The organism is Leisingera aquaemixtae, from assembly GCF_006740765.1.
Taxonomy (GTDB): Bacteria; Pseudomonadota; Alphaproteobacteria; order Rhodobacterales; family Rhodobacteraceae; genus Leisingera; species Leisingera aquaemixtae.
This window is the reverse complement of record NZ_CP041159.1, coordinates 825,536-846,319: the sequence shown is the minus strand read 5'-3', so window position 1 is coordinate 846,319 and position 20,784 is coordinate 825,536. Positions and strand designations below refer to the sequence as shown.

Annotated in this window: 16 protein-coding genes; 5 read left to right on the top strand and 11 right to left on the bottom strand. The window is 66.4% G+C overall.

Features of this window, described 5'->3' with window-relative positions; translation table 11 throughout:
• The first annotated feature begins 12 nt into the window (after window positions 1–12).
• Window positions 13–423 (top strand): MarR family winged helix-turn-helix transcriptional regulator, encoded by a 411-nt coding sequence (locus R2C4_RS05810; RefSeq protein ID WP_244940786.1) that lies wholly within the window; start codon window positions 13–15, stop codon window positions 421–423.
• A gap of 254 nt (window positions 424–677) precedes the next feature.
• Here R2C4_RS05810 and murD read toward each other — a convergent pair whose 3' ends face one another.
• Window positions 678–2,075: a UDP-N-acetylmuramoyl-L-alanine--D-glutamate ligase gene (gene murD / locus R2C4_RS05805; protein ID WP_141889935.1), complete on the bottom strand. Its 1,398-nt coding sequence runs from the start codon at window positions 2,073–2,075 to the stop codon at window positions 678–680.
• 154 nt (window positions 2,076–2,229) lie between these two features.
• Here murD and R2C4_RS05800 point away from each other — a divergent pair, with 154 nt between their 5' ends.
• Entirely contained in the window at window positions 2,230–3,132 is a 903-nt protein-coding gene (locus tag R2C4_RS05800; protein WP_414671959.1) for a glutaminase, read from the top strand.
• 814 nt (window positions 3,133–3,946) lie between these two features.
• Here R2C4_RS05800 and mraY read toward each other — a convergent pair.
• The 8 genes from mraY to R2C4_RS05760 all read right to left on the bottom strand — a co-directional run bounded on the left by mraY (window position 3,947) and on the right by R2C4_RS05760 (window position 13,503).
• The gene (mraY, locus tag R2C4_RS05795; protein WP_058284424.1) at window positions 3,947–5,029 is read right to left on the bottom strand and encodes a phospho-N-acetylmuramoyl-pentapeptide-transferase; all 1,083 of its coding nucleotides are present in this window, start codon (window positions 5,027–5,029) and stop codon (window positions 3,947–3,949) included.
• A gap of 22 nt (window positions 5,030–5,051) precedes the next feature.
• Entirely contained in the window at window positions 5,052–6,452 is a 1,401-nt protein-coding gene (locus R2C4_RS05790; protein WP_141889933.1) for a UDP-N-acetylmuramoyl-tripeptide--D-alanyl-D-alanine ligase, read from the bottom strand.
• A complete protein-coding gene (locus R2C4_RS05785) occupies window positions 6,449–7,936 on the bottom strand; it encodes a UDP-N-acetylmuramoyl-L-alanyl-D-glutamate--2,6-diaminopimelate ligase (RefSeq protein WP_141889932.1) in 1,488 nt (495 codons plus the stop codon). The genes R2C4_RS05790 and R2C4_RS05785 overlap by 4 nt, the downstream gene beginning before the upstream one ends.
• A 19-nt stretch (window positions 7,937–7,955) precedes the next feature.
• Complete coding sequence (locus R2C4_RS05780) at window positions 7,956–9,740, bottom strand: peptidoglycan D,D-transpeptidase FtsI family protein (protein WP_141889931.1); 1,785 nt, start codon at window positions 9,738–9,740, stop codon at window positions 7,956–7,958.
• The gene (gene ftsL, locus R2C4_RS05775; protein WP_058284420.1) at window positions 9,737–10,087 is read right to left on the bottom strand and encodes a cell division protein FtsL; all 351 of its coding nucleotides are present in this window, start codon (window positions 10,085–10,087) and stop codon (window positions 9,737–9,739) included. The genes R2C4_RS05780 and ftsL overlap by 4 nt, the downstream gene beginning before the upstream one ends.
• Window positions 10,084–11,076, bottom strand: coding sequence for a 16S rRNA (cytosine(1402)-N(4))-methyltransferase RsmH (gene rsmH / locus R2C4_RS05770; RefSeq protein WP_141889930.1), 993 nt, complete (start codon window positions 11,074–11,076; stop codon window positions 10,084–10,086). The genes ftsL and rsmH overlap by 4 nt, the downstream gene beginning before the upstream one ends.
• A gap of 3 nt (window positions 11,077–11,079) precedes the next feature.
• Window positions 11,080–11,583 carry a division/cell wall cluster transcriptional repressor MraZ gene (gene mraZ, locus R2C4_RS05765; protein WP_141889929.1) on the bottom strand — a complete coding sequence of 168 codons (504 nt, stop codon included), beginning with the start codon at window positions 11,581–11,583 and terminating at the stop codon, window positions 11,080–11,082.
• Window positions 11,584–12,438: 855 nt separating this feature from the next.
• Window positions 12,439–13,503, bottom strand: a complete 1,065-nt coding sequence (locus tag R2C4_RS05760; protein ID WP_141889928.1) for an Mrp/NBP35 family ATP-binding protein — start codon at window positions 13,501–13,503, stop codon at window positions 12,439–12,441.
• A gap of 364 nt (window positions 13,504–13,867) precedes the next feature.
• Here R2C4_RS05760 and R2C4_RS05755 point away from each other — a divergent pair, with 364 nt between their 5' ends.
• On the top strand, window positions 13,868–14,077 hold the full coding sequence (locus tag R2C4_RS05755) for a DUF1127 domain-containing protein (RefSeq protein WP_058284417.1): 210 nt from the start codon (window positions 13,868–13,870) through the stop codon (window positions 14,075–14,077).
• 432 nt (window positions 14,078–14,509) lie between these two features.
• Here R2C4_RS05755 and R2C4_RS05750 read toward each other — a convergent pair whose 3' ends face one another.
• Window positions 14,510–16,879: an ATP-dependent helicase gene (locus R2C4_RS05750; protein WP_141889927.1), complete on the bottom strand. Its 2,370-nt coding sequence runs from the start codon at window positions 16,877–16,879 to the stop codon at window positions 14,510–14,512.
• 208 nt (window positions 16,880–17,087) lie between these two features.
• On the opposite strand from R2C4_RS05750, the gene R2C4_RS05745 reads away from it, so the two are divergent.
• Both R2C4_RS05745 and R2C4_RS05740 read left to right on the top strand, forming a co-directional pair.
• Window positions 17,088–18,890, top strand: coding sequence for a sensor domain-containing diguanylate cyclase (locus R2C4_RS05745; protein WP_141889926.1), 1,803 nt, complete (start codon window positions 17,088–17,090; stop codon window positions 18,888–18,890).
• A gap of 73 nt (window positions 18,891–18,963) precedes the next feature.
• On the top strand, window positions 18,964–20,115 hold the full coding sequence (locus tag R2C4_RS05740) for an alpha-hydroxy acid oxidase (protein WP_141889925.1): 1,152 nt from the start codon (window positions 18,964–18,966) through the stop codon (window positions 20,113–20,115).
• Window positions 20,116–20,133: 18 nt separating this feature from the next.
• Here R2C4_RS05740 and R2C4_RS05735 read toward each other — a convergent pair whose 3' ends face one another.
• Entirely contained in the window at window positions 20,134–20,571 is a 438-nt protein-coding gene (locus R2C4_RS05735; RefSeq protein ID WP_208764525.1) for a BLUF domain-containing protein, read from the bottom strand.
• Window positions 20,572–20,784: the final 213 nt, after the last annotated feature.

The following is a 20,784-nucleotide window of genomic DNA, read 5'->3' as shown; positions in this document are numbered from 1 at the left end:
CCGTCGCAGCAGATGGTCGACGCTTACGCCGCCCCCTGCGGCGCGGACCCTGCGCGCATCACCGGCGCCCTGGTGATGATGCGGCGCGCCAGCCTTCTCATCCGCAGGCTCGACAGCTATTTCGCCGCCCATGGGCTGTCGCAGCTGCGGTTCCTGGTGCTGATCGTGATCGACCGGGAGCCGCAGCGCCAGTCGCTGACCCCGAATGACATCGCGCAGCGGATAGATATCTCCAAGCCGGTGCTCAGCAGGACGTTGCAGGGGCTGGAGCAGGACTGCCTGATAACGCTCGCTGCAAGCCGGACGGACGGCCGCTCCAAAGAAGTCTTCCTGACGGCAGAAGGCCGCCAGCGCCTGCATGATCTCCTGCCCGGCTATTTCGGCATCCTGTCAGAGGAGACGGCAGGGCTCGCCCCTGACTGACGCTCAGCCGCCGCCACGGGCCGTCCGGCACCGGACCGTTTGGAGCTTTCCGCTTCGGAGCCGCCTTCGCTTGGGCACGGGCGGCCAGGGATGATGGGCGGGGTCAAGGGAAATCGCGGAGGCTCCGCCGCAGGCGGATACCGCTATTTCCCTTGGGCGCGCGCGGCAGCTCTGGCAGGCACAGGACAAGTGAAGGCGGGTGCGAAGCGGGTATTCCGCTTGGGTGAGCCTGAAGCCCCCTCCCCGCTGACAGCCTACCCCAGCCGCTTCTTAACCTCAGCGATGAAATCCTCGCCGCGCTGTTCGAAGTTGTCGTACTGGTCGAAACTCGCCGCCGCCGGTGCCAGCAGCACGGTGTCGCCCGCCTGCGCCTCAGCCATCGCACGTTCCACCGCAGCAGCCATCGTGGTGCAGACCTCCGCCTCCACATCCAGCTGCAGAGCAAATCCCGCCGCCTCGCGGCCGATCACATAGGCCTTTTGCACATTGCCGGTCTGCCCCTTCAGCGCTTCCAGCCCGCCGTCCTTCTCCAAGCCGCCGCAGATCCAGCGGATGTTCTTGAACGCACTCAAGGCCTTCACGGCACTGTCCAGATTGGTGGCCTTGCTGTCATTCACATAGCGCACGCCCGCCGCCTCAGCGATGGTCTGGCTGCGATGCGGCAGACCCGGGAAAGTCGCCATCGCGTCGCCGATCACCCGCGGTGCCAGACCCAGTGTGCGCGCCGCCGCATAGGCCGCGCAGGCGTTCTGGTGGTTGTGCGCGCCCGGCAGGCCGGTCATCTCCCGCAGGTCGATGGAGGCCGCCTGCCGCCCCTTGCGGTACTCAGACAGGAACCCCTTGCGAGCAAAGACCTGCCAGCCCGGCCCCGTCAGCTTGCGCGCGGCGGAAATGCGGATCACCCGGTCGTCGCTGGCGCCCTCGGACAGCTGGCCTGCTAGAAACAGCCCCTCGTCCTCGTCGATGCCGATGACGGCGCGGTCCGGCCCGCCTTCGGCGAACAGCCGCCGCTTAGCGGCGAAATAGCCGCCAATGCCGCCATGCCGGTCCAGGTGGTCCGGCGACAGGTTGGTGAACACCGCCACATCCGGGGTCAGCGCGCGCGCGAGTTCGGTCTGGTAGCTCGACAGCTCCAGAACCACCACGCCACCCTCGCCGGGCGGGTCAATGTCCAAGACGCCGCGGCCGATGTTGCCCGCCAGCTGGCTCTCGCGTCCCGCCTCCTGCAGGATATGGTGCAGCAGCGCCACCGTGGTGGATTTGCCGTTGGAGCCGGTGACCGCCACCACCCGCGGCGGCTGGTCGTGCATCTGCCAGTCGGCATCCGCGAAGGAGCGGAAGAACAGCCCGATGTCATTGTCCACCGGCACGCCCGCCTCCATCGCGGCGCGGATCACCGGATTGGGCTTGGGGTAGAGATGCGGAATGCCGGGCGAGGTGATCAGCGCCGCCACATCGTCAAAGGCGCCCGGTTTATGCAGATCGCGGCAGGTGAAGCCTTCCGCCTCCGCCGCCTCCCGCGCTGCGGGGTTGTCATCCCAGCACAGCGCCTCGGCGCCGCCTGCCCGCACCGCGCGGGCGGTGGCCAGGCCGGACCGTCCCAGCCCCAGAACCGCCAGTTTCGCGCCCTCATATCCTTTGACCGGGATCATCGCCTGCACTCCCTCGAAATCCGTGCAGAAACCGCTAACCGATCCCTTCAGGCTTTGCCAGTGCCCTCAGCCGGGGCCGTCAGATTGACAAGCCCCGGCCCATGCCCGAAATTCGCCCTGAAGAAACAGGAGGACGCGGCGCGTGGCACCGGATATGCAAACCTTGCTCGACCGGATCAGCGCAGAGATGCACAGCCGCGCCGGCCGCGGCGCGGTCGCCAGCTATATTCCCGAACTCGGCCAGGTCGACCCGGACCAGTTTGCCATCGCGGTCGCCACCGCCGATGGCAAGCTGTTTCACGCAGGCGATGCGCAAACCCGGTTTTCGGCGCAAAGCATCACCAAGGTGTTCACCCTCGCCATTGCGCTGGGGCGTGCAGGCGACCAGCTGTGGAACCGTGTCGGGCGCGAGCCTTCCGGCACCGCCTTCAACTCCATCGTCCAGCTGGAGCATGAGCGCGGCCGCCCCCGCAACCCTTTTGTCAACGCAGGCGCCATCGTCACCACGGATGAGCTGCTGGCGGGCCGCGAGCCGAAGGAGGCGCTGGCGGAAATCCTCGGCTTCATCCGCGCCGCGGCGGGTGACGACGACATCCACATCAACAAGGCCGTGGCCAGTTCGGAAACCCGGCACGGCCACCGCAACTTTGCCCTTGCCAACTTCCTGGCGTCCTTCGGCAACCTCAAGAACACGCCGGAAAAGACGCTCGGCACCTATTTTCACCAATGCGCCACCGAAATGACGACGGTGCAGCTGGCCAAGGCGGGGCGTTTCCTGATCGGGGCCGACAAGGGGCCAAGCCTGGTGTCGCAGGGCCGGGTCCGGCGCCTGAACGCGCTGATGCTGACCTGCGGCCATTACGACGGATCGGGCGAGTTTGCCTACCGCGTCGGCCTGCCCGCCAAAAGCGGTGTCGGCGGCGGAATCCTGGCGATCGTGCCCGGCAAGGCCAGTGTCGCGGTCTGGTCCCCGGGCCTGGACCACAACGGCAATTCCAAGCTGGGCACCGAAGCGATGGAGCGGCTGGCCCGCGAGATGGACTGGTCGGTTTTCTGATCCGGTTGCACCGAGCGCCCCGGCTTTGCCACCTCTGCACGCTCATTATCCTTGACTGGGATCATCGCCTGCCCTCCGCACATCCGTGATTTTCGCCACACACACCACAAAGAGACAACGGAAACGCAGCCGGAGTTAGGCAAGGTCTTGATGACGTCTCCGCCGAAGCCTGACCCTGGCCTGCACGGTTAACTGCCGCCCCTTCCTCTGGTCAGCAGGCACCAAACCACGCAGCCGGCCATAGCGGACGATACAGCCCAAAACTGGGTCTGGTACTCCGATGCCACTAAGAAATCCGACAAAAAAAGTCCTGCGCAACCCGCCCATCTTATAGTGGGGCGTCATTTTCATCTGCATCGAAATCTATCAAATCGCATGCAGTTGAAACCCCGCGTTCGCCACCAAGGGCAGCGCCCGGACCGAGGGGTGGGCGTAAAGCGCCCTCCCCGTGGGGTCGGTCCGGGCGCTGCCCGGCGTGCCGCCGGGCGGAACCTCTTTGGCATGCGTTGCGTACCCGCCGCACGCTGCCCTCACCGCATCTTCACCCGGCTGAGCTACGGTCAATCCGTTGCAACGAGACGACCAGGAGACCGGCCCCCTCAGACCACCTCCTCATTGGGTGCAGGGCGGGTCCGCGAAAGGCCGATAGACGGACATGGCCGCTGACAACGGCCATCCGATGCTCCGCCCCTCCGGCGGCGCCGCCTTCTTCACAAAGACAAACCGCCCGAAGCAGCAGCCCCGAGCGGTTCCAGAGTTTAAAGAGATCCAACCGCCCCGCCGGAGATACGGCGCGGCGGGACAACGGCGTGCCTTACCGCACCTTCAGCGTCGCCAGGCCGATCATCGCCAGAATCAGCGAGATGATCCAGAAGCGGATCACGATGGTCGGCTCCGCCCAGCCCTTCTTCTCGTAGTGGTGATGGATCGGCGCCATCAGGAACACCCGCCGTCCGGTGCGCTTGAAGTAGAGCACCTGGATGATCACCGACAGCGCCTCAACCACGAACAGGCCGCCGACAATGGCCAGAACCAGCTCATGCTTGGTGGCGACCGCGATGGCGCCCAGGGCACCGCCCAGCGCCAGCGAGCCGGTGTCGCCCATGAACACCGCCGCCGGCGGCGCGTTGTACCACAGGAAGCCGAGGCCCGCACCGAACAGTGCCGCGGTGAAGATCAGGATCTCGCCGGTGCCGGGCACGTAATGCACGTCCAGATATTCGGTAAAATCGACGCGCCCCACCGCATAGGCGATGACGCCCAGCGTGCCGGCCGCAATCATCGACGGCATGATCGCCAGCCCGTCAAGGCCATCTGTCAGGTTCACCGCATTGGCCGCACCGACGATGACGCAGATCGAAAACGGCACGTAGAAGATCCCGAGATTGATCAGCGTGTCCTTGAACACCGGCAGCGCCAGCTGGTTCTGCAGCGGCTCCGGGTGATAGGCCGCGGCCCACAGCGAGGCGGTCACCGCGATCAGTACCCCCAGCAGCAGCCGCACCTTGCCCGGCACGCCCTTGGTGTTCTGCTTGGAGACCTTGGCATAGTCATCGGCAAAGCCGATGAGGCCATAGGCCATGGTCACAAACAGAACCAGCCAGACAAAGGGGTTATCCCAGCGCGCCCACATCAGCGTCGCGGTCAGCAGCGCGCCGACGATCAGCAAGCCCCCCATGGTCGGGGTGCCCGCCTTGGAGAAATGCCCCTCCGGCCCGTCATTGCGGATCGGCTGGCCCTTGCCCTGCCGCTTGCGCAGCACGTTGATCAGCGGTTTGCCGAACAGGAAGCCGAAGACCAGCGCGGTCAAAAAGGCGCCGCCTGCGCGGAATGTGATATAGCGGAACAGGTTGTAAAAATCCCCCCCGTCCGACAAAGCGGTCAGCCAATAGAGCATCCTGGCCCTTCCCTCGTTTTTCTTAAGCGTTTTCTGAGTTGGGGCCGGATTGACCCATTTCGCGGATGCCGTCAACGATCTTGGCCAGCGCCATGCTCAAAGAGCCCTTGGCCAGCACGATATCGCCGCCCTGGATTTCGCCCGCCAGCCCGGGCACCGCCTCGGCGCTGGTCTGATACCAGCCGCCGCGTTTGCCTTCCGGCAGGGCCTCGTGCAGCGCCCGCATCAGCGGGCCGATGCAGTGGACTTTGTCGATGCCTTTGACCGCGTCCAGATCCGCCAGCCCGGCGTGCAGCGCGGCCTCCTGCGGGCCAAGCTCCTTCATGTCGCCGACATAGGCGATCCTGCGGCCCTGCCCCGGCGTGGCCGCCAGCACCGCCAGCGCCGCCGCCATCGAGGTCGGGTTGGCGTTGTAGCTGTCGTCCAGCAGGGTGATCTCGCCGCCCGCCAGCCGGACCGCCTCGCGCACGCCGCGCCCCTTGACCGGCGACCACAGGGCGAGGCTTTCAACGGCACGCGCAGGGTCGGCCCCCAGCGCCTCGACACAGGCCAGCGCGCCCAAGGCGTTCATCGCAAAATGCGCGCCAAGCGATTGAATATGCAGCTCTACTTCCCGTCCGTTTGCGGTGGCGCGAGCGACGGTCTCCTCGCCTTCGATCCCGGCAGAGTGCAGGGTGTAGTCAGAAGCGCTCTCGCCGAACCAGCGGGTTGAGACGCCCAGGCCAGCGGCCACATCGCGCAGCACATGCGCTTCGGCGATATCGGCGTTCAGCACGGCGACGCCGCCGGGCTCCAGCCCTTCCATGATCGCGGCTTTCTCGCGGGCGATGCCCTCGACGTTTTCAAACGCCTCCAGATGCACCGCCGCCACAGTGGTCACCATCGCCACATGCGGGCGCGCCTGTATTGCGAGCGGCGCGATCTCGCCCGGGTGGTTCATGCCGATCTCGATCACCGCATATTCGGCATCGCGCGGCATCCGCGCCAAAGTCAGCGGCACGCCCCAGTGGTTGTTGTAGCTGGCCACCGCGGCATGGGTGCGGCCCTGATCCAACAGCATCCGCGCCAGCATCTCCTTGGTCGAGGTCTTGCCGACCGAGCCGGTGACGGCCACGACCTTGGCGTCCGTGCGGGCGCGCGACGCCTTGCCCAAGGCCTCCAGCCCCGCCTGCACGTCATCCACGATCAGCAGCGGCGCATCCGCTGGAACGCCCTCCGGGATGCGGGAAACCAGCGCCGCGCCTGCGCCCTTCTCCAGCGCCTGCGCCACGAAGTCATGGCCGTCGCGCGCGGCTTTCAGGGCCACGAACATATCGCCGGGCGCGATAGTGCGGGTGTCGATCGACAGGCCGGAGACAGCCCAGTCTCCCTGCGCCCGCCCGCCGGTGGCGGCGGCGGCCTCATTTGCGGTCCAGAGCGTCATGCCATCCTCCCGTCCAGCGCGGTTACGGCAATGCTGGCCTGCTCCACATCGTTAAAGGGCAGCACCGTGTCGCCCACGGTCTGGCCGGTCTCATGCCCCTTGCCGCAGATGATCAGCGCATCACCCGGCCCCAGCATGTCAGCCCCGCGCAGGATCGCTTCGGCGCGGTCGCCGATCTCGATACAGTCCGGCGCGCCGCCCTTCACTGCGGCGCGGATCACTGCCGGATCCTCGCTGCGGGGGTTGTCGTCAGTGACGATCACCACATCGGCGTTCTCATGCGCCGCCTGCCCCATCAGGGGCCGCTTGCTGGTGTCCCGGTCACCGCCGGCGCCGACGATGGCGATCAGCCGGCCCAGCACATGCGGGCGCAGCGCCTTGATGGCGCTGGCGACCGCGTCGGGTGTGTGGGCATAGTCGACAAACACGGCAGAGCCATTGTCCCGCTCCGCCGCCAGCTGCATCCGGCCGCGCACGGTGGTCAGATGCTGCAGGGTCTCAAACACCCGCTCCGGGTCCTCGCCGCCGGCGATCACCAGCCCGCAAGCCAGCAGCACGTTTTCCGCCTGGAAGCCGCCGATGAGGTTGAGGCGCACCTGAAACGGCTTGTCATGCCAGGCAAAGCGCATGTCCTGGCCGGTGCCGTCATAGCGCAGGCCCAGCAGGCTGAGGTCGCCCAGCCCCCGGCCCACGCTGATCACCTCCTGGCCGCGGGCGGCGGCCACGGCGCGCATTTCGGCCCCGCGGGGGTCGTTCATGTTGATGACGGCGACACCCTCGTCCGGCAGCACCCGGCGGAACAGGCCCGCCTTGGCGGCAAAATAGGCCTCAAACGTCTCGTGATAATCCAGGTGGTCCTGAGTGAAATTGGTGAAACCGGCTGCGGCCAGCTGCACCCCGTCCAGGCGGCGCTGGTCCAGCCCGTGCGAGGACGCCTCCATCGCCGCATGGGTGACACCCGCCTCTGCCGCAGCGGCCAGCGCGCGGTGCAGCGTGATGGGTTCCGGCGTGGTGTGGGCCAGCGGATAGCTCCAGGCGCCCTCGATGCCGGTGGTGCCCATGTTGACGGCCTCATGGCCCAGCTCGGTCCAGATCTGGCGCACGAAGGTCGCGACCGAGGTCTTGCCGTTGGTGCCGGTCACGGCAACCACAGTCTGCGGCTGGCCGCCGAACCACAGGGCGGCGGCATAGGCCAGCGTCTGGCGCGGGTCTTCGACCACCACCAAGGCGGCGTGGTTTTCGTCCAGCACCTTGGCGGCGATGCCTGCACCCGCGGCGTCGGTCAGGATCGCCGAGGCGCCCTTTTCCAGCGCGGCGGGGATGAATTTGGCGCCATGCACCTGGCTGCCCGGAAGGGCCGCAAAAAGGTACCCGTCGCGCACCTCGCGGCTGTCCACCGCCAGCCCGCGGATCTGCGGGTCGGCGCCGCCGCGGGCGGTCAGCCCCAATTGGCTGAGAGGCTGGTCTGGTCTGCTGCTGCTCATGGCGGCCCTCTACCCTGGATTAGTTCGAGGTGAGGGTTATACCAGTCACCTCTGCGGGTTCAACTTGCGGACGCAGGCCCAAGAGCGGCGCGACGCGGCCGATCATCTCCGCCGCCACCGGGGTGGCGGTCCAGCCGGCTGTGCGGCGCTCCTCGCCGTGGGCGATGATGGAGGGTTCGTCCAGCGTCACGATCAGAACGTATTTGGGGTCATGTGCCGGGAAAATAGAGGCAAAAGTGGCGATCACCTTGTCCTCGTAATAGCCGCCGCGGGGCTTGGGCTTGTCGGCGGTGCCGGTTTTGCCGCCCACCTGATAGCCCTCGACCTCGGCAAAAGATGCGGTGCCTTCGCTGACCACCTTGCGCAACATCTTGCGCGCGGCGGCGGCGGAGGCCTCGCTCATCACCCGCTGGCCCAGCTGCGCGCCGTTCCGTTTCAGAATCGTCGGCGCCACGTAGCGGCCGCCGTTGGCCACCGCGGCATAGCCCGCCGCCAGATGCATCGGCGTGGTGGAGATGCCGTGGCCGTAGGAAATGGTCATCGCCGACAGCTCCGACCAGTTGGCGGGCAACAGCGGCTTACCGCCTGCGGCCTCGGAGATTTCGAACGGCGTCGGCTCCAGCATCCCCAGCGTTTCAAGGAAGCTTTTCTGCCGCTCCACCCCGATTTGCTGCGCCAGCCGCGCGGTGCCGATGTTGGAGGATTTGACGATGATCTTGGTCACCGACATCTCGTTGCCGTAGTTGCGGAAATCGCGGATCGCGAAGCGGCCCCAGCGCAGCGGCCCGCGGGTGTCGATCACTGTGTCGGCGCCCACCAGCCCCAGATCCATCGCCTGCGCGGCGGTGAAGATCTTGAAGGTGGAGCCAAGCTCATAGACGCCCTGCACCGCGCGGTTGAACAGCGGGCTGTCGGAGGGGTCGAACCCGGAGGTCGGCGGGCGCGGCCGGTCGTTGGGATCGAAGTCCGGGAAGGAGACCACCGAGATCACCTCGCCCGTATGAGTGTCCATCAGGATCGAGGTGGCGCCCTTGGCGTTCATCAGCTTCATGCCGCCGTAAAGCACCTGCTCGGCTGCCGCCTGCACGGTGAGGTCCAGCGACAGTTGCAGCGGCTTGCCCGCGTTGGCCGGGTCGCGCAGGTAGTCGTCGAACTGGCGCTCCACGCCGGCAACGCCGATCACCTCGGCGGCGTTCACGCCCTCCTTGCCGAAACCGGCGCCGCCCAGCACATGCGCGGCCAGGCTGCCGTTCGGGTAAAGCCGCATTTCGCGCGGGCCGAACATCAGGCCGGGATCGCCGATGTCATGCACCGCCTGAAGTTGTTCGGGGCTGATTTTCTTCTTTACCCACAGGAACTTGCGCTTGCCGGTGAAATCCTTGATCAGTCGTTCGCGATCCAGGTCGGGGAAGATGTCCACCAGCTTTTCCGCCGCCCCAATGGGGTCGATCATCTGCGGCGGCTGGGCATAAAGGGAATGGGTTTCGAAATTGGTGGCCAGCAGGCGCCCTTCGCGGTCGACGATATCGGCGCGCTGCATGGCGATGGCGCTGCCCGGCACGCTGGCCACGGGCTCGGCCGGTTCGGACACCGCGGTCATCGCCATGCGGGCAATGATCGCCCCGAAGGCGCAGACAAAGAACAGGCCCAGCACCAGGAGCCGCCCCTCGGCGCGCTGGCGGGCCTGCACTTGCATCTCCTGATGGCGCAGGCTGAGGTTTTCGCGTTCGATCGCGTCCGGGTTCGCGCCGGTTGCGCGGGCGTGCAGGACACGGGCCAGCGGGCGGAGCGGTGTGCGGATCATGGCTGCGTCCTCACATTCAGGCCGGAAACTTCGACCTCGTTGGTGATCTCCAGATCCGGCAGCACCGGGTAGGAGACCTCATCCACCCGCCCGAACTGATCCGGGCGCAGCGGCAGGAGGCCAAGGCGGTCGAAGTTGATATCCGCCAGATCGCGCAGCCGCTGCGGGCGGTTCAGATAGGCCCATTCGGCCCTCAGCACGCTGAGCCGGACCTGCGCCGCGCCGATCTGCTGCTGCAGGGCGCGGGTTTCCTTCAGAACTTGCTGGGTAGCGTAATTTTCGCGGTAGGCCCAAAAGGCAAGGCCAAACACAGCCAGACAAGTTGCGGCATACAGCAGGGTCTTCATTTACGCGTCTCTTTCAGCTGCGGCATTCCAAGCTCCTTGGCCGAGATCGGCCCCGGTGCGGCATCGGTGCGGCGCCCGACCCGCAGGCGGGCGGAACGGGAGCGGGGATTCTCGGCCAGCTCCTGATCGTCCGGCCCCACCGCCTTGCGGGTGACCAGCTCGAACTGGGCGGGGGTTTCCTCCTGCTCCGGCGCATAGCGGTTGGCGCGGCCGGTCTTGCCTGCGCGGTGCTGGAAGAAGCGTTTGACCATGCGGTCCTCGACCGAGTGGAAGGTCACGACCGCCAGCAGCCCGCCGGGCTTCAGCGCGCGTTCGGCGGCCAGGAGGCCCTCGAACAGCTCCTCATATTCGGCGTTCACCGCGATGCGCAGGCCCTGGAAGCTGCGGGTCGCGGGGTGCGACTGGCCGGGCTTGGGGCGCGGCAGGCAGCTCTCGATGATGCCCGCAAGGCGCAGGGTGGTGGTGATCGGCTCGATATCGCGCTCGCGGACGATGGCTTTGGCGATGCGGCGGCTGGCGCGCTCCTCGCCGTAGTGGAACAGGATATCGGCGATCTGGGCTTCGGTCAGCTCCGCGATCAGGTCGGCGGCGGAGGGGCCGGACTGCGACATCCGCATGTCCAGGGGGCCGTCCTTCATGAAGGAGAAGCCGCGTTCGGCCAGGTCCAGCTGCATCGAGGAGACGCCAAGGTCCAGCACCACGCCGTCGAGGTCCTGGGCGTATTCGTCCATGCGCGAGAACACCCCCTGCTGCAGGATCAGGCGGTCGCCGTACTGCCCTGCCCAGGGTTTTGCCAGTTCAAAGGCCAGCGGGTCGCGGTCAACGCCGATCACCTGCTCCGCCCCGGCGTCCAGCAGGCCGCGGGTGTAGCCGCCGGCCCCGAAGGTGCCATCCAGCCAGCGGCCGGTGACAGGCGCCACCGCCTGCAACAGCGGGCGCAGAAGAACGGGGATGTGGGGACCATTGGCAGCTTTCTGGTCCTGGGTCATGTCTTAAGCGCTCCCGGCGCCATCTAGGAATTCCATCGGATCGAAGTCCTCGGGCAGCTCTTCCATCCATTTCTCGGCCTGAGCCAGTTCCTCGGCCTCATAGGTTTCCGGCTTCCAGATCTGGAAGGTGTCGCCCGCGGCGATGAAAAAGGCCTCGGCCTCCAGATCGATCTTCTGGCGCAGCTTGGCGGGCAGCACCAGGCGGCCGGTCTCATCCACATTGGTCGGGAAGGACTGGCCGTGGAACATGCGCTGCAGCATCTTGCGCTGCATCGAGCCGCGCGGCAGCTGGTCGATCTTGGCGTCGACCTCTTCGATCGCCTCTATAGTATAGCATTCCAGGAAGTTGCGGCGATGGTCGCCGTAGACGATCACCAGATCGGGGTTCTGGCCCGGCTGCCAGTTCGGATCGGCGGCCTCCAGGACACGGCGAAAGGAGGCGGGGATTGACACCCGCCCCTTGCTGTCCACCTTGTGGTGGCTTTCGCCTCTGAACCTGCGGCCCAATTTCCCGTCCTTTTCGCGCGTCCCTCGCGTTAATCCGTCCCCCAGAATGAAAAGGGGCGGGTTGATCTGCTGCCACTGATCAACCCGCCGCCTTGGCCCGCTTTGCGGGATGTCCGACTGCGCGCGCCACCTGGGGGGATGTCTGCTCGCTCGCGCGCCGGATCTCTTGGTTCGATGAAAGCGAAGGCCTGTATGAAACCTGCTTGTTTTGTTTTTTGGCTTGGGGTCGTTTGGCGCCCCGTCCCTCGTCTCATCCGATGAAACAGGGATACTATGGGAATTGATGGCCCTGCAACTGTTTTCTGCCCAAAACCGCCAAGCTCTTGACAGTGAATCCGAAGATTCGGCCCAGATTCGCGGCCTATTTGGGGCCAAATCCGGAATTTGTTGTAAGAAAAGCCAGCACAAACACAACATATAGAGGGGAGTTGCGGCTGCAATTTTTTTCCCATAGTTTCCCGCGATTCCGGCGAGGAACTCGTAGATTCTGCCGGTGTTCGCTTAACGTTCGCAAATCAGCCCGCGCCTTTGCACCAGAAATTCTCTTTGCCAGCGTTTCAGCACGGGGTGATTCGTGCTGGCAAGAGGAAATGGATGGAGAAAAGGGCCATGATTTCCCATGGCGCCCATGATTTCCCGCAGATCCCGTGAATTCCCAGCGATCCCATGGGATCCCGCCCGCCCAACGCGCCTTTGTCCCGGGCGGCCTGTCCCATGCGGCCCCAGGACCGGCAGCCTGTCCCATCAGCGCCCATGTGCGGGCCGCAAACAACAGAAGGCCCGCCACAGGGGGCGGGCCATCCGGCGCGAGGCGCCATCATATACTAGAGAGAATTTGTGCGTGCCCGCGGGGCCTCAGGCCATGCCGCCCCGGACCAGCCCTTCCGCGATCCGGGCATAAGCCTGGGCCATTGGCCCCTCCCCCGCCGCGACGGGTGTGCCGCTGTCGCCCGCCAGCCGGGTTTCCAGATCAATCGGCAGCGCGCCCAGGAGCGGCAGGCCCAGTGTCTCGGCCTCAGCCGCGACGCCGCCGTGGCCGAAGATGTGATGCTCGCCGCCGCAGTCCGGGCAGGTGAAGAAGGACATGTTCTCGATCAGCCCCAGCACCGGGGTCTTCAGCGTGTTGAACATGTCCAGCGCCTTGCGCGCGTCCAGCAGCGCCACGTCCTGCGGGGTGGAAACAACGATGGCGCCGGACAGCTCCGCCTTGGTGCAGAGCGTCAGCTGCACGTCGCCGGTGCCGGGCGGCAGATCGACGATCAGCACGTCCAGCTCGCCCCAGTTCACCTGGCCCAGCATCTGCTGCAGCGCGCCCATCAGCATCGGCCCGCGCCAGACCACCGCCTTGCCCTCCTCCAGCATGAAGCCGATCGACATCAGCGTGACCCCATGCGCGTGCAGCGGCTCGATGGTCTTGCCGTCGGGGCTGGCGGGGCGGCCGGCGGCGCCCATCATCCGGGGCTGGGAGGGGCCGTAGATATCTGCATCCAGAAGGCCCACCTTGCGGCCCTGCCGGGCCAGCGCCACGGCCAGGTTCGACGATATGGTGGACTTCCCCACCCCGCCTTTGCCGGAGGCAACGGCCAGGATGCGCTTGACGCCTGCGGGCTTCAGCGGCTCCGCCTGGGGTTTCGGGTGGCCGCCGACCTTGAGGCTGGGCGCAGGCTGCTGCGGGGCGTGGGCGGTCAGCGCGGCGGAGACGGCTTCGACACCGTCAAGCGAGAGCACCGCCGCCTCGGCCGCCTTGCGCAGCGGCTCCATCAGCTTGGCGATCTCAAGGCTCGGGGCCTCGATCACGAAGCTGACCCTGTTGCCTTCGATGCGTAGTGCCCGCAGCATGTCGCGCGACACCAGCGTGCCGCCGTCCGGCAGGGCCAGCCGCTCCAGCACTGCGTGAATCTGATCCTGGGTGACCGGCATGACTGCTCTCCTGCGTGTTCTTCGCGCCTTATATATGCGGCGGCGGCGGCGCGTGAAACCCGCCGGGCCCGATTGCCGCACGCGGGCCGCGGGGACCGGCGGCGGCGCTTGTCAACAGACGGGGCTGCGCGCCATGCAAAAACCGCCGCACGGTGCCGCATAATTATACAGATGCGTAAGCCGTTGCCGAAATTATTGTCATATTCCAGTTACATACCCATACGTCACCCATGCAGATGCTGCATAGCAGCATTGACGAAGCACGGGATTGCGACTTCCGGGGAGATCCCTAAATTATGGCTCAAGCGGCGCCACTGAGGCGCAAGACGCAGATGACGAAACGGCTGGATGAAGGAACGGAACCATGGCTGCAGCACATCAAATCTCCGCAGTGAGCGTGGCATCCCCGGCAGGCTTCCTGAACGCGATGCTGGTGAAGGTCACCCGCTACCGCCTGTACCGCCAGACCGTCAATGAGCTGTCGGCGCTGTCGGGCCGCGAGCTGGCGGACCTGGGCCTGAGCCGCTGCGAAATCAAGCGCGTCGCCTACCAGGCCGCATACGAGAACAACTGATAGAGATCAGGCTCTTCCTCCTCCTCCCTTTGAAGAGCCTGTGCTACGCGGCGGCATCCTCCTCCTCCCTGATGCCGCCGCACCCTATACCGGTCACAAGCCGGGCTTGAATCACCGGGGTCTCCTCCTCCCTTTTCCCCGGTGTTTGACAGAACGGCGGTGCCCCTCCTCCTCCCTGGGCGCCGCCGTTTCTTGATTTTCAGGACATCAATTTTCAGAACATCACATGAAAGCCTGCGCCTTGCAGGCCTCCTGTGGTCATGGTGCAGGCAAGCGGCTGCAGCCAGGCAAAAGGCCTGCCGCTGTCACGTCTTTGTCAGAGGATGGGGGTGGCGCGGGGGCGGCGGGCAGCTGTGCTGCCCGCCGCCCCCGCGCCCGGATCGGATCGCTGCGCGATCCGATCCGCCGGCACAGCCGGCGCCAGAGCGCTGATCAGAACGGAACGTCGTCCGGGGTGGAGACGAAGCGGGCAACCACTTTCTTGGTGCCGGCCTTTTCGAAATCCACTTCCAGCTTGTCGCCCTCGATCCCGGTGATGGCGCCGTAGCCGAATTTCTGGTGGAACACGCGCTCTCCCAGGGTGAAGCTGGAGGTGGCGGTCAGGTCAATCACCTGGTGCTTGCTTTCCTTGGGCTGCGACAGACCGCGCTGGCCGGCGCGGGCCTGCATCCGTTTCCAGCCGGGGGAGTTGTAGCCATCCGCCTGCGCCATCTTTTCCTCGATCGTCGAGCGCACCTGCCCTGCCCCCATCGAGGCCCCGGGCGCCGCCGCGCCGTAGCCGCCGCCATAAAGGCCCGGCGGGGTCAGCACCTCGACATGCTCCTCCGGCAGTTCGTCAATGAACCGCGAGGGCAGCTGCGACTGCCACTGGCCGAACACCCGGCGGTTGCCGGCGAAGGAGATGGTGCAGATCTGTTCGGCGCGGGTGATGCCGACATAGGCAAGGCGGCGCTCTTCCTCCAAGCCTTTCAGGCCGCTTTCATCCATCGAGCGCTGCGAGGGAAACAACCCGTCCTCCCAGCCCGGCAGGAAGACGGCGGGGAATTCCAGGCCCTTGGCAGCATGCAGGGTCATGATCGAGACCTTCTCGTCTGCGTCCTGCTTGTCGTTGTCCATCACCAGGCTGACGTGTTCGAGGAAGCCCTGGAGGTTCTCAAACGACTCCAGCGCCTTCACCAGTTCCTTGAGGTTTTCCAGACGGCCCGGCGCCTCCGGCGTTTTGTCGTTCTGCCACATGGCGGTGTAGCCGGACTCGTCCAGGATGATCTCGGCCAGCTCCATATGGGTGAGATCGGGATCGCCGGCCATGCGGCCCCAGCGGGCGATGCCCTCGACCAGTTCGCGCAGGGCGCCGCCGCCCTTGCCCTTGATCTGGCCGCCCTCCACCGCCAGACGGGCGCCCTCCACCAGCGAAACACCGTTTTCGCGGGCGAGGCCCTGAATGGTCTGCTGCGCCTTGTCGCCGAGGCCGCGCTTGGGGGTGTTGACGATGCGCTCGAACGCCAGGTCGTCGTCCGGAGACACCACGACGCGGAAATAGGCCATCGCATCGCGGATCTCCATCCGCTCATAGAAGCGCGGGCCGCCGATCACCCGGTACGGCAGGCCGATGGTCAGGAACCGGTCCTCGAACGCGCGCATCTGGTGGGAGGCGCGCACAAGAATCGCCATCTGGTCCAGCCCAAGCGGCGCCTGGCCGCGGGTGCCGCGCTGCATCGCCTCAATCTCCTCACCGATCCAGCGGGCCTCTTCCTCGCCGTCCCAATGGCCGATCAGGCGGACCTTTTCGCCGTCGCCGGCCTCGGTCCACAGCTCTTTGCCCAGGCGGCCCTGGTTGCCGCGGATGACGCCCGCGGCGGCGGCAAGGATATGGCCGGTGGAGCGGTAGTTCTGCTCCAGCCGGACCACCATGGCGCCGGGAAAATCCTTTTCGAACCGCAGGATGTTGCCAACCTCGGCACCGCGCCAGCCATAGATCGACTGGTCGTCGTCGCCGACGCAGCAGACGTTCTTGTGCTTGCCCGCCAAGAGCCGCAGCCACAGGTACTGGGCGACGTTGGTATCCTGGTATTCGTCCACCATGATGTAGCGGAACCAGCGCTGGTACTGCTCCAGCACGTCCGGATGGTTCTGGAAGATCGTCACCATGTGCAACAGCAGGTCGCCGAAATCGACCGCGTTCAGCTCGCGCAGGCGGGTCTGGTACTGGGCATAAAACTCGGTGCCGCGGTTGTTGTAGGCGCCAGCATCGGCGGCAGGCACCCTGTCCGGCGTCAGCGCGCGGTTCTTCCAGTCGTCGATGATTCCGGCCAGCATCCGCGCGGGCCAGCGCTTGTCGTCGATGCCCGCGGCCTGGATCAGCTGTTTCAGCAGGCGGATCTGGTCATCGGTGTCGAGAATGGTGAAGTTCGATTTCAGCCCCGCCAGTTCCGCGTGGCGGCGCAGCAGCTTGACGCAGATCGAGTGGAAGGTGCCGAGCCAGGGCATCCCCTCGACCGCCTGGCCCAGCATCGCCCCGACCCGCTCCTTCATTTCGCGGGCGGCCTTGTTGGTGAAGGTCACCGACAGAATCTCTTTCGGGCGCGCCCGGCCGGTGTTGAGAAGGTGCACGATGCGGGTGGTCAGCGCCTTAGTCTTGCCGGTGCCCGCGCCCGCCAGCATCAGGACCGGGCCGTCGAGGCATTCAACCGCCTCCCGCTGGGCGGGGTTGAGGCTGTCCAGATACGGCATCGGCCGCGCCTGCATGGCGCGGGCCGACAGCGATGCGCCCTCAAAGGCGTCCATTTCGTCGAAACTGCTCATGGCCGTGATCCTAGCGTGATTCAGCGGCGGCGGAAAGAGGACGTTCACACTCTGTTCACACGTTTCTGGATCGCAGGCCCGCCGCCCGGGAAAGCGCGGATTTGAAACATGTTCGCGGCACATTCCGCCGCGCAGGGCTGCCGGATTCACAAAACCGCAACGCTTGCATGCAACCCTGGGGTGAAACGTGTCGTAACAAGTGATCTGAATGGCAAATCAGCCGGCCGGGCAGCTGCTGCCCCTTCTCAAGACCTATTCGCTGCTTCTGGTGCTGCTGGCAGCAGCCGCGCTGTCGGCCTGGGCTGTTTATGCCCTCCCCGCCCCGGTTGTCGACCGGATGCTGGAGGCCGACCTGCGCAAGCAGGCAACGGACTGGCGCCGCCGCATCCTTCTGCACCTGGAAGACGGCGGCGGCACGTTCCTGTCCGGCGAGCTGGACGCGCATGATGTCGAATACCTGTCGCTGCTGCCGGAAACCACCGAAGCCTACCGGATCAAGCTGTTTCAGGCAGACGGGCGCGTGCTGTGGTCCACCCGCCCCGCCGACATCGGCACGGTGAACCGCGAACCCTATTTCCAGCAGATCGTGGCCAAGGGCGCGGTCTATTATGCCCAGGACAGCAAACCGGTAGCGCAGATCGACGGGTTTGAAACCCGCGACACAGGCGCCATGGCGGCCACCCGCGATGTGGCGGAAATCTACACCCCGGTGCTGCAGGGCGGCCGGTTTGCCGGGGCGGTTGAATTTTATGCGGATATCACCGCGCTCCGCGAGACCTTCCTGAACCGGGTGCGGATCTCGCTGGCGCTGGTGTCTGCCGTGATGGTGGCGGCAATCGGCATCGTCTCCCTTACCGTCATCCGGACCAACCGGTTCAGCCTGCGGCAGATGCAGCAGCGCGCCGCCAAGGATCAGGAGATCATGGCCAGCCAGATGCAGCTGGCGCGCGAAGTCAAACTGCTGGGGGAGCTGAACGAGTGGCTGCAATCCTGCCGCTCGCTGGATGAGCTGTTCAAGATGGTGTCGGAGTTCATGAGCCACCTGCTGCCCGATGCCGAGGGCAGCATCTATGTGTTCTCCAACTCCCGCGATGTGCTGGCCGGCTGCGCCAGCTGGAACGGCGGCGCGCTGAAGGACCATATCCGGCCCGATGAATGCTGGGGCTTGCGCCGCGGCCGCACCTATGAATTCGGCGCCTCGGAGGTGGAGTTCACCTGCGCCCATGCGGTGCCGCATGACGGGCGGCCCTATTTCTGCTTTCCGATCCTGGCCCATGGCGAGACCGTGGGGCTGATGCATCTGCGGGCGATGCCGCCGCGGGCCGGCGATTTTGCCACCTGCAAGCCGCTGGCGCAGATGTGCGCCGAGCAGATCAGCATGGCGATCGCCAATGTGCGGATGCGCGACCAACTGCACGACCAGTCGGTGCGCGACCCGCTGACCGGGCTGTTCAACCGCCGCCACATGACCGAAAGCCTGCGCAAGTTCCTCAGCAGCAGCGCCCTGAACTGCGCGCGCCTCAGCGTGATTGCGGTGGATGTGGACCATTTCAAGAAATTCAACGACAACCACGGCCATGACGCGGGCGACATGGTGCTGCGGGCGGTCGGCACGGTGCTGGACAAGGCTTGCGACGGCAGCGAGGCCGCCTGCCGCCCCGGCGGCGAGGAATTCACACTCATTCTGCCGGGCGTTCCCCCCGAAGATGCGCTAACCCGCGCCGAGCTGCTGCGCCAGGCGGTGGAGGAGATCACCGTGCGTTATGGCGAAAAGACGCTGCCGCAGATCACCATTTCCGCCGGTGTTGCGCATTACCCGGCGCACGGGCTGCTGCCGCAGGACCTGCTGCGGGCCGCGGATGAGGCGCTTTACGCCGCCAAGGCGAAGGGGCGGAACCAGGTCTGCGTGGCCGCAACAAGTGCCGAGGCCGGGCAGGATGCCGAATGGCGCGCGGCGGAACAGGCGGCCTCTGCGCGCGGGCCCGCTGAAGGTTCGAACAAGGCGGGCTGACGGCGGCGGCCGGCAGCGGCGCAACCGCCCGGCGGGTCTGGACATTTGCGCGCTGCGGCCCCCAAATGCGCGGATGGATCTGCATCAGCGCTACCCCGGCCTTGACGATTTGAAACGCCGCGCCAAACGCCGCCTGCCGCGGTTCGTGTGGGATTATCTGGACAGCGGCACCGGCGCTGAGCAGGCCCGCGCCCGCAACCGCAGGGCGCTGGACCGGATCCGCTTCCTGCCCTCGGTGCTGCACGGGCCGATGGAGCCGGACCTGAGCACCGTTTTTCTGGGGATGGCCCAGGCCCTGCCCTTTGGCATCGCGCCGGTGGGCATGTCCGGGCTGATCTGGCCCGGCGCCGAGGCCGCGCTGGCGCGCAGTGCCGCCGCGGCGGGCATTCCGTTCTGCCTGTCCACCGTGGCCAGCCAGTCGCCGGAGGACCTGGCGCCGCATCTGGGGCAGGACGCCTGGTTCCAGCTTTATCCGCCCAAGGACGAGGGCATCCGCGCCGACCTGCTGGCGCGGGCCCGGGATGCGGGGTTCAGGACGCTGGTGCTGACGGTGGACGTGCCCGCCGCCTCGCGCCGGGAGCGGCAGACCCGGTCCGGCCTGACCCAGCCGCCGCGGCTGACCCCGCGGCTGCTGGCGCAGATCGCCATCCGCCCCGCCTGGGCGCTGGGGATGGCACGGCAGGGGATGCCGCATATGCGGACGCTGGACAGATATATCTCCGGTGCGCAGAAAAACCTGCCGCCGACCGCCCATGTCGGCTATTTGCTGCGGACCTCGCCCGACTGGGATTATGTGGATTGGCTGCGGCGCAACTGGGACGGCCCGTTCGTCGTCAAAGGGGTGCTGCGCGCGCAGGATGCCAAGCGGCTGGAAGAGGCCGGCGCCGATGCGGTCTGGATCTCCAACCACGGCGGCCGCCAGTTCGACGGCTGCCCCGCCGCAATAGAGGTGCTGCCGGAGATCCGGGAAGCGGTGCGCATTCCGCTGGTTTTCGACAGCGGCATCGAAGGCGGGCTGGACATCATCCGGGCGCTGGCCCTTGGTGCGGATTTCGTCATGCTGGGCCGGGCCTGCCACTATGCGCTGGCCGCACTTGGCGCGGACGGCCCGGCGCATCTGACGGACATTCTGGCCAAGGACATGCAGGCGAACATGAGCCAGCTGGGAACACCGGACCTGGCGGCGCTGAAGGCGCTGAAGCCGTGGCCGCCAGCGGCGGGATGACCCGCCCGGCGGTGCCGCTCAGGCGGGTTTTTCAAGCCGCTCGAAGGCGGCCAGAAAGTCGCGCACAACCTGCCGCACCGCGGTTTCGCTGCCGCGGTCGGGGCTGTTGATCGGGATCAGGTTCTGCAGCGCAAACACGTGCTTTTGCACGGACGGAGGCAGCGCGTGCGGTTCCGAAAACGCCATCCGCCACTCCGGGAACGCCCGGGCCGGGGCCGCCTCGCTGACCAGCACCCGGATGTTGCCGTGGCGCGGGTCGGCACTGATGCGGTGAAACAGCGCAGCCAGCGCCTCCGCCGGGCCTTCGATCACCTGCAGGAACCACCCCATGTGGCCGACCAGCATACCGGTCACACCGGCGGCGGCGTTGGATTTCTGCGCCTTGCCGACGATCACGGCCAGCTCCTTGCTGGACATGCCGCGCACGGCCTGGCTGACGTAAATGATACGGTGCATGATCACTCTCCTTGGCAGCAGCCAGCGCCGGAGCGCGGCTGGTATCTTGAGGGCAAGCATTTGAACCCAAGTCTGTTTTCAGTGTACCGCAACACCCCAGGCAGCGGCTGTTGCGGAAGGTCAGGACCGGGCCTCTTTGGTTGCGCGGACCGGCGCATTCCTGACCCGAAGTTGAGCACGCTGACCGAAAGCGGCCGGTGCCGGCCGCCGGGG

Coding starts and splice junctions, on each gene's coding strand:
- R2C4_RS05810 (WP_244940786.1), top strand. CDS start 13: ATGGTCGACGCTTACGCCGCCCCCTGCGGCGCGGACCCTGCGCGCATC.
- R2C4_RS05800 (WP_414671959.1), top strand. CDS start 2,230: ATGCAAACCTTGCTCGACCGGATCAGCGCAGAGATGCACAGCCGCGCC.
- R2C4_RS05760 (WP_141889928.1), bottom strand. CDS start 13,503: ATGCCGGTCACCCAGGATCAGATTCACGCAGTGCTGGAGCGGCTGGCC.
- R2C4_RS05780 (WP_141889931.1), bottom strand. CDS start 9,740: ATGATCCGCACACCGCTCCGCCCGCTGGCCCGTGTCCTGCACGCCCGC.
- mraY (WP_058284424.1), bottom strand. CDS start 5,029: ATGCTCTATTGGCTGACCGCTTTGTCGGACGGGGGGGATTTTTACAAC.
- R2C4_RS05740 (WP_141889925.1), top strand. CDS start 18,964: ATGGATCTGCATCAGCGCTACCCCGGCCTTGACGATTTGAAACGCCGC.
- R2C4_RS05790 (WP_141889933.1), bottom strand. CDS start 6,452: ATGACGCTCTGGACCGCAAATGAGGCCGCCGCCGCCACCGGCGGGCGG.
- murD (WP_141889935.1), bottom strand. CDS start 2,075: ATGATCCCGGTCAAAGGATATGAGGGCGCGAAACTGGCGGTTCTGGGG.
- R2C4_RS05735 (WP_208764525.1), bottom strand. CDS start 20,571: ATGCACCGTATCATTTACGTCAGCCAGGCCGTGCGCGGCATGTCCAGC.
- ftsL (WP_058284420.1), bottom strand. CDS start 10,087: ATGAAGACCCTGCTGTATGCCGCAACTTGTCTGGCTGTGTTTGGCCTT.
- R2C4_RS05745 (WP_141889926.1), top strand. CDS start 17,088: ATGGCAAATCAGCCGGCCGGGCAGCTGCTGCCCCTTCTCAAGACCTAT.
- R2C4_RS05755 (WP_058284417.1), top strand. CDS start 13,868: ATGGCTGCAGCACATCAAATCTCCGCAGTGAGCGTGGCATCCCCGGCA.
- R2C4_RS05785 (WP_141889932.1), bottom strand. CDS start 7,936: ATGAGCAGCAGCAGACCAGACCAGCCTCTCAGCCAATTGGGGCTGACC.
- R2C4_RS05750 (WP_141889927.1), bottom strand. CDS start 16,879: ATGAGCAGTTTCGACGAAATGGACGCCTTTGAGGGCGCATCGCTGTCG.
- rsmH (WP_141889930.1), bottom strand. CDS start 11,076: ATGACCCAGGACCAGAAAGCTGCCAATGGTCCCCACATCCCCGTTCTT.